Origin of the sequence: Thalassospira xianhensis MCCC 1A02616 (genome assembly GCF_003326475.1) — a bacterium.
In the GTDB taxonomy this organism is placed as follows: domain Bacteria; phylum Pseudomonadota; class Alphaproteobacteria; order Rhodospirillales; family Thalassospiraceae; genus Thalassospira; species Thalassospira xianhensis.
This window is the reverse complement of sequence record NZ_JPWA01000003.1, coordinates 15295-28090: the sequence shown is the minus strand read 5'-3', so window position 1 is coordinate 28090 and position 12796 is coordinate 15295. Positions and strand designations below refer to the sequence as shown.

Below are 12796 nucleotides of genomic sequence, written 5' to 3'. Positions count from 1 at the left end.
GCGCGGTCCCTTCTTTCTTACATGGTCCGCGCAATCAGTCTGACAGCAGAGCCAGGACATTTGGCGGTGGCGGAATGTCACCGGATGCAAACCCGATCCCGTCAAATGCCTCCAGACCGTTTACGCGCATGATCGCATGCAGCGAGTCGACATATTCTGAACCGCGCTCGGAATATTTGGTCAGGGTATCTGCGAGGTCCCAGCCAAGCACCACTTCACCACCTTCGCGAAGCTTGGCGCGCTCGGCCCGCAATTCGGCATATGCCGGATGCGAGTTGATGTTGCGTGCATAGGCACGAACACTATCGATCAGGCTGTTGAACGACTTGATCACATGGGTTTTGCCTTCGGCACGGTCCTCGGGAACGATGCCTTCTTCATCCCAGGCCCACTGACCGAACAGGGCATTACCCTTACGCACGAACCGGGAGGTGCCCCAGCCGCTTTCTTCCGCTGATTGTGCAAGCATCAGCGATGGCGGAATGATATCGATGCGCTCAAGCAGTGCAGTCACACCACCGTCGGTTACGCGGTAGCGCTTGAGCATCTGGTCGACCCATTCTTTTTCAGCCGAGCTGATCGGGTCACCGGAATATTTCTTGCTCTGGATGGCCATCAGGCGTTCGCGACGTGCCATGATTTCCTCATTCACACGCAGAGAAAGAGGCAACATGATACGCAGGAAAATCTGTTTGCGTTCGTCAACCGATGCCAGATCCCGCAGGCCCTTCGGGACGCGTTTGATATAGACGCGCGGAATTTCCTGTACACCCGACAGGCTGTAACCGATGCTTTGATAATATTGGTTAAGCGCGATCACTTCCGGATCACGGCGGTAGAGCGATTTGACGTTTTTCTTTTCCGGCGCAACGGTGGTTGCAGCCACTTCATCAAAGCTCATTCCTTTTGGGGAAGGGGTCACATCCCATCCGCCAATAATACCAACATACAGTAATCCTACTGCTCCAAACACTGAAGCAAGCGCAATTTTACGGTAACTGCCTTCTTTTGCGCTATTCATTATGTTTCTCCAGATCAGTAAAACTGTCGGTTCCAAAAGAGCCGTTATCTATGCCCGTCCGCAGGTTTAATCGCAACCTGCAATATCACAAAGGTTAATTTTCCCTTAACCACGTTTGCGTTGGGCGCGGAATGACAACGCCCGGCATCGCGTTTTGTGCGCGCCGGGCGGAAAAAATTTTCGCGAATCGGAAATCAGTCGGCCATGACCGGTTCTACGGCCTGAACTTCCGGTACGTAATAACGCAGCATGTTTTCAATGCCCATTTTAAGGGTCGCCGTGCTGCTCGGGCAGCCGGAGCATGCGCCGTGCATTTCAAGGAAGACAACGCCGTCTTCGAACTTGTGGAAGACGATATCGCCACCATCCTGTGCCACGGCCGGACGCACGCGGGTATCAAGCAGTTCCTTGATCTGGCTGACCAGTTCATCATCTCCATCTGATGCGGTGCTGGCACCGGTGGCGGCACCGGAATTCTGATCAAGAACCGGCTGTCCGGAGGTGTAATGCTCCATGATACCGCCAAGGATTTGTGGTTTCAGTGTCTGCCAGTCTTTGGCAGCGTCCTTGGTGATGGTGATGAAGTCACCGCCAAGGAACACCCCGGTGATGCCTTCAACTTCAAACAGCTTTCGGGCCAGCGGTGATTTCACATCGGCATCGGTTACAGTGAAGTTGGCCGTGCCCTGACGGCCCATGACGTCCTCGCCGGGCAGGAATTTCAGTGTCGCCGGGTTCGGTGTCGGTTCGGTTTGAATGAACATGTCGGCTTGTCCTCTCACTCTGGGTGCCGGGGCAAAACCTGCCCGCACGGCGTTCCCGATTTCGTCTGGTTAGGCCCTAAATGGGGCAAAAACAGGAAAAGATCAAGTCTGAGTGCGCAACTCAGGTATTCGTGATCTGATATCTGGGGTAGGAAACCAGTTTTATCGCTGCAGGATAGAGCTGATTTCACGCATCTGGGTGCGGGCGCGAAGCAGGTAAAAGCCAAGCCCCGCCAGATGATTGGGGAAAATAATGCCATCAGCGGAACCGTTGACGACTACCAACGGATCAAGTGCAGCAGCGGCCTGAAGCGATCCGATCATTTCTGCCCAAGCCGGTGCAACCTGACGTTCATTGATGACCTGTTCGAAATCCGTGCCCAGATCACGCAGGATCAGGCTGTAAGCGTAAAGGCGCCCCTTGGTGGCATAGAATACGTCATCTGCCGTGCGATCAAACAATGACGGATCTTCGACCTTATCATCAATCAGGGCCGAGGCGGACCCAAGGTCATTGGCAAAACGATTCAGGGTTTCCTGCAGATTGTCGGCACGGCGTTCAAAAACGGCCTGACCGTCTGCCAAGCGCTGGTTGTAACGGTCAAGTGCTGAAATTGCCTGACGGTATTGCTGTTCGGAGGTAACCCCGGGCAATAGGGATATGCTGGGATCAAACACCCATTTGTCGCCGCGGAATTTCAGGAGACCGGCGGCATCATCCAGATCCGGGTCGACCTGGCTGGAGCCGCGGGTACGACCGATCTGATCGGACAGTTCAATGGCAAAGCGCGACAGGGCATAGACAATACCGGTCTGAAAGTTCGGCATGTTGTCCAATGCGGCACTTGGCAGGAAGAAGGGGTCGTTTGCTGTCCAGCGGTTCTGATTGATTTCCCGGTCAATCAGGGCGGACGCGGTGCTGACCGAATGACTGCCACCCTGATAGCTACCTGTAAAATCGGGATTATCATCAATCTTGTGCACGACGGCCATGCCGACCGGATAATAAACGACAGCAACCAATACAATAACGGCAAGGCCACGCAGCCAGAACTTGCGCGATCCGAAAACACTTCTCATGCGTGCTCCGAAGCCGGAAATGCCGTCTTTTTTGTAGAGATAATCGTCTTCAATCATGATCCGTCCCGGTCAATTTCTTACCGCATGAAACTAGGGTGTCATTGCCGTGACGGCAAGTCCATGATTTTACATATCGATCCGGATATAGCTTTCGGCCGTGCACATCGACAATACGGTTTCAAGATCGTGTTCTGATAGGGCGATGCAGCCCTCGGTACCACTGTAATCCGGTCGGGCAATATGCATGAAAATTGCCGAACCCTTGCCGGGGACAGGTGGATTGTCATTGTGCCCAAGCACGACAATGATGTTGTAAAGCCCGTCTTCACGAAACAGCTTTTCGTGGCTGGCATCAAATGGCAGCTTTACAGGTCGGTTGTAATTAGGATGGGCCGGAGCATCACACCAGCCGTCTGAAAAGGAAATCGTCGTTACCGGAAGATCGGTGTGCGGGCAAGGCCGACGATCCGAACGATACATGACATAATGCAACCGCCAGATTCCTGCCGGAGTTTTGCCGTCTCCTTCAGTCTTGGCATCGGAAGATACCACGCCATTTTTACCAAGCGCACAGCGAAATTCCCTGTCTTCAAAGTGCAGCAATCCATCTGTCGAGACAATCATCTCGATAGGTTCGAATGGGGAAGGCACTTGCAGGCTACTTTGCATCGGTTCGAAACTCTAAATCCCGGATACATTATGTGTTTATGTCAGGGCGTTTTGCAGAAAATCGCAGGAGGATGTTGAAAAACAACAAAGGTAAATTTGTGGCAACGCAGTCTTAGCGGCAATTAGGCCACGCAAGGTTGATACGGTAATATTTGCGACCAGGTCCTCGGGATAGCCAAAGATACCTGTGAAAATGGCGGGAAAGGCAATGGATCGCAGCCCGTTCTGCCGGGCAAGGAGAACGGAATTCCGGTATCAGGATGCCAAGGGTTTACAGGCGCTAGTTCCGGCGCGATAGAAAGATATATGGCCCGACAAACATCTCTACCGGGCAAAAGAGTCTCGTTCGCGGCATTTACGATGGCATCGACTTCAAGGCCGGTAATATCGGCTTCGACGATATGTATCGTACAGGATGGAGCCCGATATGATTGCTTGTCAGAAGACATAGATACGGAACAAATCCTTTGCCCGGTAGGTCCCCAACAAATTGAGATTATGCATTTTTTTAGGAGCATGTCAAAATAACGACGCCCCGCACCGGAAAAACCGGGCGGGGCGGTAAAAGCCATTACACATCAACCGGCTTATTTGCCGAGACGCGTCACACCTTCTTCGATCAATTTGGCTGCTTTTTCAGCGCCTTCCCAACCGGTGACCTTTACCCATTTGCCTTTTTCTAGGTCTTTGTAACGCTCGAAGAAATGCTGGATCTGATCACGCAGAATTTGCGGCAGATCTTCGTGGGATTTGATATCGGTGTAGTACGGATCGATTTTATCGTGCGGTACGCAGATCAGTTTTTCATCCTGACCGGCTTCGTCTTCCATCATCAGCACGCCAATCGGACGGGCGCGGATAACCGAACCAGCTACGACCGGCTCGCGGAACATAACCATGGCATCGACCGGATCACCGTCAAGGCCAAGAGTGTTTGGGATGAAACCGTAATTGACCGGGTAATACATCGAGGTATGCAGGAAACGGTCAACGAATACAGCACCGGAGTCTTTGTCGACTTCGTATTTGATCGGCCCGCCCTGAGGGATTTCGATGACGACGTTAACGTCCCAGGGAACATCTTTGCCAACGGCAATCTTGCTGAGATCCATGTGGGAAAATCCCTTTCATTCTTTGATAAAATGCCCGTTTCCGGGGTGACGACAACGCACTGACACCCGAGATTCTCGAGGGTGCGATAAATTATGGGGCCCTTTTATCGCGAAATCTGCGCCGTTCCAAGAGCCGGTATCGGTTCGACAGCCTTATGCGGAAGCAGCAATCGGGATGAGCGCGCTTTTTCTTGGCTGGAACCGGTGAATATCTGCTTCAAGCTCTTTGAAACAAGTACCGTTATTTGACTTGTTCGCATGTCGCTGCCCGATCGACCGTCCGTGATAAAGGTGAAGCACCGGTGCGCTGTATTCGACAGATTTTCGTTTGACTCCCGACCGGATCATGCGCAACACAAAATCGGAATCTTCCAATCCGTGTCCTTCATAGGCTTCGTCAAATCCACCGATTGCCAGAATGTCGTGACGAAAAGCCGCAATATTGCAGCCTTGTGCTTTTTTCCAGCAATTTTGATGAGCCCAAAGACTCTCATCCTTTTGCGGGATTGGCATGAACTGAAAGGGGCGATTGCATTGCCCGGAAAGGCCCAGCATGAACAGAAGGGCGCGAGGCCATTTATGGAATGCAAAGCGCTTTTCCATAACCAATTTGGTGAATCGTCGCTTGAGGAAAACGCGTTTTCCTGTGACAAAACACCCCGGTTCGGCTGCTTTCCTGTGACTTGATACGAAATCTGGCATGAGGCAGCAATCACCGTCGGTAAAGACGATAATGTCACCTTCTGCGAGGTTGATTGCGCCGTTGCGGACTCGTGACAGGCGATAACCGATGTCTTCCTGCCAGAAATGCTTGATTGGTACCGGAGACTTTTGCTGCAAACGGGCAATGGTTGTTGCTGTTTCCGGACCGGACCCGTCATCCGCCACGATCACCTCGAAATTGCTGTCTTTCTGGTCGATCAGCGATTGCAAAACCATTTCAAGCGCTTCGGGCCAGTTATAGGTCGAAACGATCACAGAAACCTTATGCACGTAATTCCCCCAATTACAGTAATGCATAGAACCAGTGTTCCCGGTGGTTCTTGATGCAGGAGCCAATTTTCGCTCCGTTTGGTCAATTATAAAAAAGTTGTAACTCACAAAATCGTATATCACATGAACACGTTACCAATTTGTGTTCATTCATGACTTTTCGGAGTTGTCAAAATAGTAGCTCCATGCATGAGAAATCATTTCGCGTGGGTCTGCGTATCTTGGTGTCCAGTTTAATAATGATTTCGCCTTTGCCGGGTTGGCAACCAGCCTTGCCGGATCACCGGGGCGACGTGCCGTAGTAGATATCGGAAATTTGCTACCAGTCACTTCTTGGCAAAACAACAAGATGTCACTTACGGAACAACCTTTTCCAGTTCCGATATTCACGATATCAAAAAAGGAATTCGTCTGAGCGATCAGATAATCAAGAGCCCTGATATGGGCCGCAGCCAGATCATCAACATGAACGTAATCACGAATGCAGGTTCCGTCGGGCGTGTCATAATCGCTGCCGAATATTTTTAGACCATTTCGCTGTCTAGCAGCTGCCGAGAGTGCCAACGGGATAAGATGTGTTTCAGGATTGTGCCTTTCACCTGCACGGCCAGCAGGATCGGCACCGGCGGCATTGAAATAACGCAGAGCAATGGCGCGTAAGCCATATATTGAACAAAAGTCTGCGAGCATTGTTTCGATCATCGCCTTTGAGCGACCATACGGATTTTCAGGTCGAACTGGCAGGGTCTCGTCAAGCATTTCCAGATTGGTATTGCCATATACGGCTGCGGTTGACGAAAAAACGATTTGCCAACATCCATGCTGCCGCATCGCTTCAAGCAGGTTAAGGGAGCCGGCTGTATTGACTTCGTAGAAACTGGCTGGCTCTTCCATCGAAAGGCCCGCCTCAATCAAGGCAGCCATATGAATGACCGCAGTTGGCCGGAATGTTTTGAAAGTATCATCAAGAGCGGCGCGGTCGCGAATGTCCGCGCGAACAAAGGGAATATCGTTGGCGAGTGCATCACGATGACCGTTTGACAGATTGTCTAGAACGACAGGTTGATAACCGCTTTCGCGCAATTTCAAGCAAATATGGGAACCGATATATCCGGCTCCGCCCGTTACCAGTATTTTTTCCATACAATCCGATGCTCTTTTCAATATCCCGGCGCATTGTTTAGGTGGCATCGGGAGAAATATAAGGGAATGCTTAGGTTATTTCTTGAGCATTTTACGTTTCAGCGATGCCGTATGCGGGTTGATCAATTCGCGGATCCAGTTGGCGGTCGCGATTACAGCAGGGTCTTTTTCCCTAGCCGGGCGTATGAGTAGCCGGTACCACCAGTGCGATACGAAATCGGGGAAATTAAGCGGTACCAGTTCGCCGCGGTCAACAAAGTTGCGCGCAACGACATCAGTGCTGGCGACGATCCCCTGACCAGCGCGAGCGGCTTCGAGTGCCCAGATGTGATGGCTGAAGGTCCAGCAATCATCGAGCGAGAAAGTTGCCTGATCAAACCAGTTTGCAATCTGGGAAAATTGTTCGCTATCGCTGTCGATCAGCAGGATATCGCGCGGCCCCAGTGAGCTGACATCGATATTGCAGGGGTCGAGCCCGCGCTTTTCCAGCCATTCCGGCGCAGCAAAAGCATTGTAAATTTCGGGTGTCAAAAGTTCCGTGATCCAGCCATCGAGCCCTGGTAAATCCTTTGGGGCGATCTGAAGCGCGATATCAATTTCGAGCGGATCGAGATCATCATCAAATTCGATTTTTCGAAACTGGACAGGGATGTCTGAGGGCATGCGGGCCTGCAGACCGCCAAGCTCGTTAAGCAGAACCGTCAGGGCAGGGGTTGCCAGCGCACCGATCCGAATTGCCTTGCCCTTGTCCGGGCCAACTTCCCCGGTGATGTCGGCAATACCGTCAAGCGCCTCCGTGAGGCGGGGCAGTAGCTGTATTGCCGATTTTGTTAGACTTAAACCGCGTCCCTTGCGGACAAACAGGACGACGCCGAGGCATTCTTCAAGCTGGCGGAGCTGATGACTGATTGCACTTTGCGTGACATGCAGTTCTTCGGCTGCCGCCTTGACACTCTGATGGCGGGCGGTGGCTTCAAAGGCGACAAGCGCGCGTAATGGGGGCAGTTTGCGGCGCATCGAACATTTCCGTGGGACAGGGTTTTTGTAGTTCGTTCCTGTGTAGCAGGCCTGACGATGGTTTGGGGCAAAAAATTCTCATCAATCGCTGAAAAGTCCTCATTCGTATTTTTCAATTTTTACGGGCACACTGATGAATGAAAAGGGTTTCCGGCTGAGCAATAGATAGTCTCCTTGCGCCACCCCGCAGCAGTCTCCCCGCTGTCGGAAACCCCCTTTTTACTTCAGTGATCAGGATCATAGGTGATGACCGGGACGCTTTTGCGCCTCAGCGGTAATTTTCGCGGCGTTTTATGGATGACAGCGGCGATGGCATCGGGCGTTTTTGTCGATGTTTGTGCCAAGCTGGTGTCCCATGATGTGCCAACCGCACAAATCCTTGCCATGCGTGCAGTAACCACAGTCGCTATATTCCTGATTATCCTGATGTTTATAGGCACCCGGTCGATCCGGACCAAACGGCCTTATGCCCATCTGGCGCGTGGTGTGTTGTGGTATGGATCGCTGTTTTTTGTGTTTTTCGCCCTGCGACAGATGAGCATTGCCGAGGTTAATGCCTATCTGTTCATCGAGGCATTATTGACCGTGATGCTGGCGGTTGTGATTCTGGGTGAAAAACTGACAGCGCGCAAAGTGACGGCCACCTTGCTCGGCCTTGTTGGTGTCTGGGTGATGTGTGTGCCGAAGATGGACGGGTTTGGCGTGCCGCTCGGCGTTGCTGCTGCCCTGATCGGGGCATTCTGTTTTTCCGCCCAGACACTTTTTGCCAAAGTGATGACCCGGACAGAGACGAATTTTTCAATGCTGTTCTGGCCACAGATTGTTGCCATTGTCATCTGGGTGCCGGTCGCGGTTATCATGTGGCAACCAGCCGCCCTTGCTGACTGGCTTTATTCCGCCGGGGCAGGCTTTTTTGCCATGCTGACCAATTATATGGTCCTGCGTGCTGTCCGGGTGGCTGATGCCAGTGTCATTTCACCGGCGGCTTATACGGCCTTGCCGTTTTCGGTGGCGATGGATCTGATCTTCTTTGACATGTTGCCCGTGCCCGTCATCTTTATCGGTGCAGGGATTGTTGTGCTGGCGGTTGCGTTGCTTGACTATAAAGGTGGCGCAAAACCGGTACCTGTTGCTCCCGCCGGGCATGAACAATGACAATGACAATGATGACAGCAAGGTCGCCACGGCAAAGGTTTAGCGCACACCCGGCTATGTCCAATGCGGGTATGTGCGATTTTCTCAGTTGATTCCTGAAGATGTATCGCCATGCAATTTGCGGGAATCGTCCGGTGTTTGCGCACGTTCATGCATTCCGTAGTCACGCATGACATGGGCGACACGCAGCCGATAATCATCGAAAATCCGGTTGCGACCTTTGCCTTGGGCAATGCGGTGTTCACCGACATTGCGCCAGGCCATGACGGCCTCCTCGTCGCGCCAGAAGGATAGGGATAGGACCTTTCCCGGTTCGGTCAGGCTTTCAAACCGTTCAATCGAAATGAACCCGTTGATGGTTTCAAGGATCGGACGCAGGTCCCCGGCTATCGAGAAATATTCGTCGCGATGCTGTTTGTGGGGCAGGACTTCGAAAATAACGGCAATCATGGCTTGATCAGCTCCGCATGCGGGGTGGAAGCGATTTTGAAGAACTGGCGTTCCTCGCGCAGAATGAACTTTTCGCGTTGGGCGAACTGATAGTTTTCACGGCCCAACGGATCTTGCGACAGGCGTGTACGATAAGCTTCATATGATGCCAGATCGGGTAAATGATAGACAGCATAAGCCGTCGAGATCGATCCTTCATGCGGGGTGAAATAGCCGACCAGATCGGCCCCGCAACGCGGGATTGCCTCGCCCCAGTTGCGAGAATATTCGACAAAGGCGTCCTTTTTGTAAGGATCGATTTCGTAGCGGATGAAACAGGTGATCATTTTCAATTTCCCTGGATGGTTGATTGTTTCACAATTTTGAAGAAGGTGATGTGGATCCTTGCCAGAAGGTGAGCGGCAGATTGATGATGGCGACGCCGACGAGCGTGCAGAGGATACCGCCAATAACCGGCGGGCTTATGCTTTCACCAAGCAAAAGAACGCCCAGCAAGACGCCGATCCCGGCACGGAGATAGCTTTGGCTGGCAACCCCCATTGATCCGAGCGTGCGCAACAGCCGGAAATAGATCAGCAAGGCAATTGCCGTGCAAAAGACCGATAGGGCAAGCGTTGCAAGAATGGCGGGTGTTGACGGTGTCAGGGTCCAAGGCTGATCCAGTACCAAACTTGCCGGGATCAGAAAGAAGCTGGCCCAGATCATGGTTGCCGCGGCGGTGACCGTTGCGGGCAGGGTGTTGAAGCGTCTGCCATAGATCGCTGCCCCGGCATAAAGGATCGCCCCGGTAATAATAGCGAGTTGCCCGCCGAGATGTTGCCCAAGCCCGGTAAGCGCACCGGGGCCGACAATCAGCACCACACCCGCAATGCCAAGGCACGCACCGGCAAGACGAAACCGGTCAATTCGTTCATGCCGTGTCAGAAGGGCCGTGAACAGGAACACAAAAACCGGAGACGTCGAGTTCAGCACACTGGCAAGGCCGCTTTCGACATGTTGCTGTCCCCAGGCAAGGACGGTCCATGCGCCGAGGCTGTTGAAAACCGACTGTATCAGCAGCATGCCGATAACCTTGCCATCCCTTGGAAAACGTTCGCCACGCCAGGACATGACGGCAAAAAGAAACAGTGATGCGATGCCTACCCTGATTGCGATCAGGGTAATTGGTGGGATATCGGTCAGCGCGATTTTGATAAACAGATACGACGATCCCCAAAGCAGGGCGAGCACAGCCAACAAACCGATTTCAAAGGGTAGCGATATTTTGGACGATGTCATTCGGATCTCCGGGCAGGGGCAATTCCGAACAGATAACCGATTGCTGGTAGTCAATGCTTCGATTAACATCGAACTATGAAAGAAGGACCCGATATTGCCCGCGTGGCTGCATTGCTTGGCGATCCGGCACGCGCGAACATGCTGACCGCTCTGATGAGCGGCCGCGCCCTGACTGCTGCCGAACTTGCACAAGAGGCTGGTGTGACGCCCCAAACGGCAAGTTCGCATCTGGCAAAGCTTGAAGCCGGTCAGATCGTTACCCCGCGCAAGCAGGGGCGGCATCGTTACTTTACGCTTTCCGGCCCTGATATTGTCGAGGTATTGGAAGTCCTGATGGGGATTGCCAGCCGGGTTGGCCATAACCGGGTGCGAACCGGCCCGAAGGACCCGGAATTGCGCAAGGCGCGAGTCTGTTACGATCATCTGGCTGGCGAAATGGGAGTTGCCCTTTTTGCCGCACTTGAAGAACGTGAACTGATCGCCATTGATCATAACGGTGTGATACTGACCGATGCAGGGGCGGATTTCGCCGCCGGGTTTGGCATTGATCTTATGGCGTTGCGTAATACGCCTCGGCCGCTATGCCGGGAATGTCTGGATTGGAGCGCACGGCAATCACATCTGGCCGGGGCATTCGGGGCGGCATTATTGAACCGATTTTATGAACTGGGTTGGGCGCAACGCAGACGGGACTCGCGTGTGGTCCGCTTCAGCCTGGAGGGCGAAAAGCAGTTCCACACGCTTTGTGACGGTCGGGAGCCCGCGGCAGGAAGAATCAGTTGAGATGATCCCCTAACCCTGCCTCAAAGGCTTTGGGCGAGTTTTTCAAGCTGATCGGCACAAATGCCCCAACCTTCATGAAAGCCCATTTCCTCGTGCGCTTTTCGGTCTTCTTCGGACCAATGGCGGGCGATTGCGGTGTAACGGGTTTTATCGCCTTCATCGGCAAAGGTGACGATTGCGGTCATGAATGGCTTTGCCGACGGGACCCACGCGCTTGTATAGGCGTCGGTCAGGACGATCTTTTCATTTTCAACGATTTCAAGATAGATACCCGGATTGGGGAATTCATCGCCTTCGGGATTTTTCATGACAATCAGGGTTGATCCACCGGGGCGAACGTCCAATTCAGCTCGGGCAATGGTCCAAGGGTTGGGGACAAACCATTGTTTGAGCAATTCGGCATCCGTCCAGCAGCGGAAAAGTTTTTGGCGCGGGGCATCAAGCAGGCGGGTCAGGCTCAGTTCATGTGTTTCCGGTTTAAAATTCATGGTGGCGTTCCTCTTATGATTGAGGAAGGTAATTTATCAGCCGATCAGTGATGAGACAAATGATGGAACGATTTCACTCGCAGCACCATAGCGGCTGTATTCAAACGATGTCGCACCGTTGCTTGGCTCCAGATTGAGTTCTACGGTTTCGGCACCTCCTTCCTCGCGGGCCATTTGCACAAAACCGGCTGCCGGATAAACATTGCCTGATGTCCCGATCGAGATGAACAGGCCACAATTAGCCAAGGCCGTATAAATGCGTTCCATTTCCAGCGGCATTTCCCCGAACCAGACAACATGGGGGCGCAGGCCGCCCTGCTTGGCGCAGGATGGGCAGGGGATGCCCTGATCGAGCGGCTCGGACCAGTTGGTCAAAAGATCACAATGATTGCAGCGGATTTTCAGTAACTCGCCATGCATATGGATCAGGTTTTTTGAACCTGCCCGGTTATGCAGATCGTCAATATTCTGGGTTACCAGAAGCACATCGCCTGGCCATTCTGCTTCGAGCCGGGCAAGAGCCAAATGTGCCGCATTGGGTTGAACGGCCGGATCAAGCACGCCTGCACGCCGGTCATTATAGAAATGATGCACCAGATCGGGATTATTGATGAACGCCTCAGGCGTTGCGACTTCGGAGATGTCATACCGAGCCCATATACCATCGGGATCACGAAAGGTATGCAGGCCGCTTTCCTTTGATATCCCGGCTCCGGTCAGAACGACAATCGGGGCAGCATCAGCGCGTAGAATATCGATAATGTCAGAGCGAAGCGGCATGGTGGTTTCCGTTTGCAATGTTGCAATTGGCTCAGCCTAGCGCCAGATCGTCCAAAAAGAAAC

At 52.8% G+C, this 12796-nt stretch carries 16 protein-coding genes; 2 read left to right on the top strand and 14 right to left on the bottom strand.

Features of this window, described 5'->3' with window-relative positions:
• Window positions 1-34 precede the first annotated feature (34 nt).
• From TH5_RS03840 to TH5_RS03800, 9 genes are all read right to left on the bottom strand, one after another.
• Window positions 35-1021, bottom strand: a complete 987-nt coding sequence (locus tag TH5_RS03840) for a glucosaminidase domain-containing protein (RefSeq protein ID WP_114120754.1) — start codon at window positions 1019-1021, stop codon at window positions 35-37.
• A gap of 194 nt (window positions 1022-1215) precedes the next feature.
• Window positions 1216-1785 (bottom strand): NifU family protein, encoded by a 570-nt coding sequence (locus TH5_RS03835; protein WP_114120753.1) that lies wholly within the window; start codon window positions 1783-1785, stop codon window positions 1216-1218.
• A gap of 162 nt (window positions 1786-1947) precedes the next feature.
• Complete coding sequence (locus tag TH5_RS03830) at window positions 1948-2922, bottom strand: DUF2333 family protein (RefSeq protein ID WP_114120752.1); 975 nt, start codon at window positions 2920-2922, stop codon at window positions 1948-1950.
• A gap of 69 nt (window positions 2923-2991) precedes the next feature.
• Window positions 2992-3489 carry a L,D-transpeptidase family protein gene (locus tag TH5_RS03825; protein WP_244204812.1) on the bottom strand — a complete coding sequence of 166 codons (498 nt, stop codon included), beginning with the start codon at window positions 3487-3489 and terminating at the stop codon, window positions 2992-2994.
• Between the two features lie 81 nt (window positions 3490-3570).
• Window positions 3571-3744, bottom strand: coding sequence for a macro domain-containing protein (locus TH5_RS26135; RefSeq protein ID WP_385970117.1), 174 nt, complete (start codon window positions 3742-3744; stop codon window positions 3571-3573).
• A gap of 377 nt (window positions 3745-4121) precedes the next feature.
• Entirely contained in the window at window positions 4122-4646 is a 525-nt protein-coding gene (gene ppa, locus TH5_RS03815) for an inorganic diphosphatase (RefSeq protein ID WP_062950116.1), read from the bottom strand.
• A 153-nt stretch (window positions 4647-4799) separates the two neighbouring features.
• Window positions 4800-5639 (bottom strand): glycosyltransferase family 2 protein, encoded by an 840-nt coding sequence (locus tag TH5_RS03810; protein WP_114120750.1) that lies wholly within the window; start codon window positions 5637-5639, stop codon window positions 4800-4802.
• A gap of 150 nt (window positions 5640-5789) precedes the next feature.
• Complete coding sequence (gene galE, locus TH5_RS03805) at window positions 5790-6782, bottom strand: UDP-glucose 4-epimerase GalE (RefSeq protein ID WP_114120749.1); 993 nt, start codon at window positions 6780-6782, stop codon at window positions 5790-5792.
• A gap of 75 nt (window positions 6783-6857) precedes the next feature.
• Complete coding sequence (locus TH5_RS03800; protein ID WP_114120748.1) at window positions 6858-7799, bottom strand: LysR family transcriptional regulator; 942 nt, start codon at window positions 7797-7799, stop codon at window positions 6858-6860.
• 246 nt (window positions 7800-8045) lie between these two features.
• Between TH5_RS03800 and TH5_RS03795 the strand changes: the two genes are divergently transcribed.
• Window positions 8046-8954: a DMT family transporter gene (locus TH5_RS03795; protein ID WP_114120747.1), complete on the top strand. Its 909-nt coding sequence runs from the start codon at window positions 8046-8048 to the stop codon at window positions 8952-8954.
• An 84-nt stretch (window positions 8955-9038) separates the two neighbouring features.
• On the opposite strand, the gene TH5_RS03790 is transcribed toward TH5_RS03795, so the two are convergent.
• The 3 genes from TH5_RS03790 to TH5_RS03780 are packed head-to-tail and all read right to left on the bottom strand — an operon-like array spanning window position 9039 to window position 10682.
• Window positions 9039-9404, bottom strand: a complete 366-nt coding sequence (locus tag TH5_RS03790; RefSeq protein ID WP_114120746.1) for an antibiotic biosynthesis monooxygenase family protein — start codon at window positions 9402-9404, stop codon at window positions 9039-9041.
• Entirely contained in the window at window positions 9401-9730 is a 330-nt protein-coding gene (locus TH5_RS03785; RefSeq protein WP_114120745.1) for an NIPSNAP family protein, read from the bottom strand. Before TH5_RS03785 ends, TH5_RS03790 begins: the two co-directional genes overlap by 4 nt.
• A 28-nt stretch (window positions 9731-9758) precedes the next feature.
• Window positions 9759-10682 carry a DMT family transporter gene (locus tag TH5_RS03780; RefSeq protein ID WP_114120744.1) on the bottom strand — a complete coding sequence of 308 codons (924 nt, stop codon included), beginning with the start codon at window positions 10680-10682 and terminating at the stop codon, window positions 9759-9761.
• Window positions 10683-10757: 75 nt separating this feature from the next.
• Here TH5_RS03780 and TH5_RS03775 point away from each other — a divergent pair, with 75 nt between their 5' ends.
• On the top strand, window positions 10758-11465 hold the full coding sequence (locus TH5_RS03775; RefSeq protein ID WP_114120743.1) for an ArsR/SmtB family transcription factor: 708 nt from the start codon (window positions 10758-10760) through the stop codon (window positions 11463-11465).
• Window positions 11466-11485: 20 nt separating this feature from the next.
• On the opposite strand, the gene TH5_RS03770 is transcribed toward TH5_RS03775, so the two are convergent.
• Window positions 11486-11953, bottom strand: a complete 468-nt coding sequence (locus tag TH5_RS03770; RefSeq protein ID WP_114120742.1) for an SRPBCC family protein — start codon at window positions 11951-11953, stop codon at window positions 11486-11488.
• 36 nt (window positions 11954-11989) lie between these two features.
• A complete protein-coding gene (locus TH5_RS03765; RefSeq protein WP_114120741.1) occupies window positions 11990-12733 on the bottom strand; it encodes an NAD-dependent deacylase in 744 nt (247 codons plus the stop codon).
• Window positions 12734-12796 lie beyond the last annotated feature (63 nt).

Excerpts from the sequence above, each read along its gene's own strand:
- TH5_RS03785 (WP_114120745.1), bottom strand. The coding sequence starts at position 9,730 with ATGATCACCTGTTTCATCCGCTACGAAATCGATCCTTACAAAAAGGAC.
- TH5_RS03835 (WP_114120753.1), bottom strand. The coding sequence starts at position 1,785 with ATGTTCATTCAAACCGAACCGACACCGAACCCGGCGACACTGAAATTC.
- ppa (WP_062950116.1), bottom strand. The coding sequence starts at position 4,646 with ATGGATCTCAGCAAGATTGCCGTTGGCAAAGATGTTCCCTGGGACGTT.
- TH5_RS03825 (WP_244204812.1), bottom strand. The coding sequence starts at position 3,489 with ATGATTGTCTCGACAGATGGATTGCTGCACTTTGAAGACAGGGAATTT.
- TH5_RS03800 (WP_114120748.1), bottom strand. The coding sequence starts at position 7,799 with ATGCGCCGCAAACTGCCCCCATTACGCGCGCTTGTCGCCTTTGAAGCC.
- TH5_RS03765 (WP_114120741.1), bottom strand. The coding sequence starts at position 12,733 with ATGCCGCTTCGCTCTGACATTATCGATATTCTACGCGCTGATGCTGCC.
- TH5_RS03840 (WP_114120754.1), bottom strand. The coding sequence starts at position 1,021 with ATGAATAGCGCAAAAGAAGGCAGTTACCGTAAAATTGCGCTTGCTTCA.
- TH5_RS03780 (WP_114120744.1), bottom strand. The coding sequence starts at position 10,682 with ATGACATCGTCCAAAATATCGCTACCCTTTGAAATCGGTTTGTTGGCT.
- TH5_RS03775 (WP_114120743.1), top strand. The coding sequence starts at position 10,758 with ATGAAAGAAGGACCCGATATTGCCCGCGTGGCTGCATTGCTTGGCGAT.
- TH5_RS03790 (WP_114120746.1), bottom strand. The coding sequence starts at position 9,404 with ATGATTGCCGTTATTTTCGAAGTCCTGCCCCACAAACAGCATCGCGAC.
- TH5_RS03830 (WP_114120752.1), bottom strand. The coding sequence starts at position 2,922 with ATGATTGAAGACGATTATCTCTACAAAAAAGACGGCATTTCCGGCTTC.
- TH5_RS03795 (WP_114120747.1), top strand. The coding sequence starts at position 8,046 with ATGACCGGGACGCTTTTGCGCCTCAGCGGTAATTTTCGCGGCGTTTTA.
- galE (WP_114120749.1), bottom strand. The coding sequence starts at position 6,782 with ATGGAAAAAATACTGGTAACGGGCGGAGCCGGATATATCGGTTCCCAT.
- TH5_RS03770 (WP_114120742.1), bottom strand. The coding sequence starts at position 11,953 with ATGAATTTTAAACCGGAAACACATGAACTGAGCCTGACCCGCCTGCTT.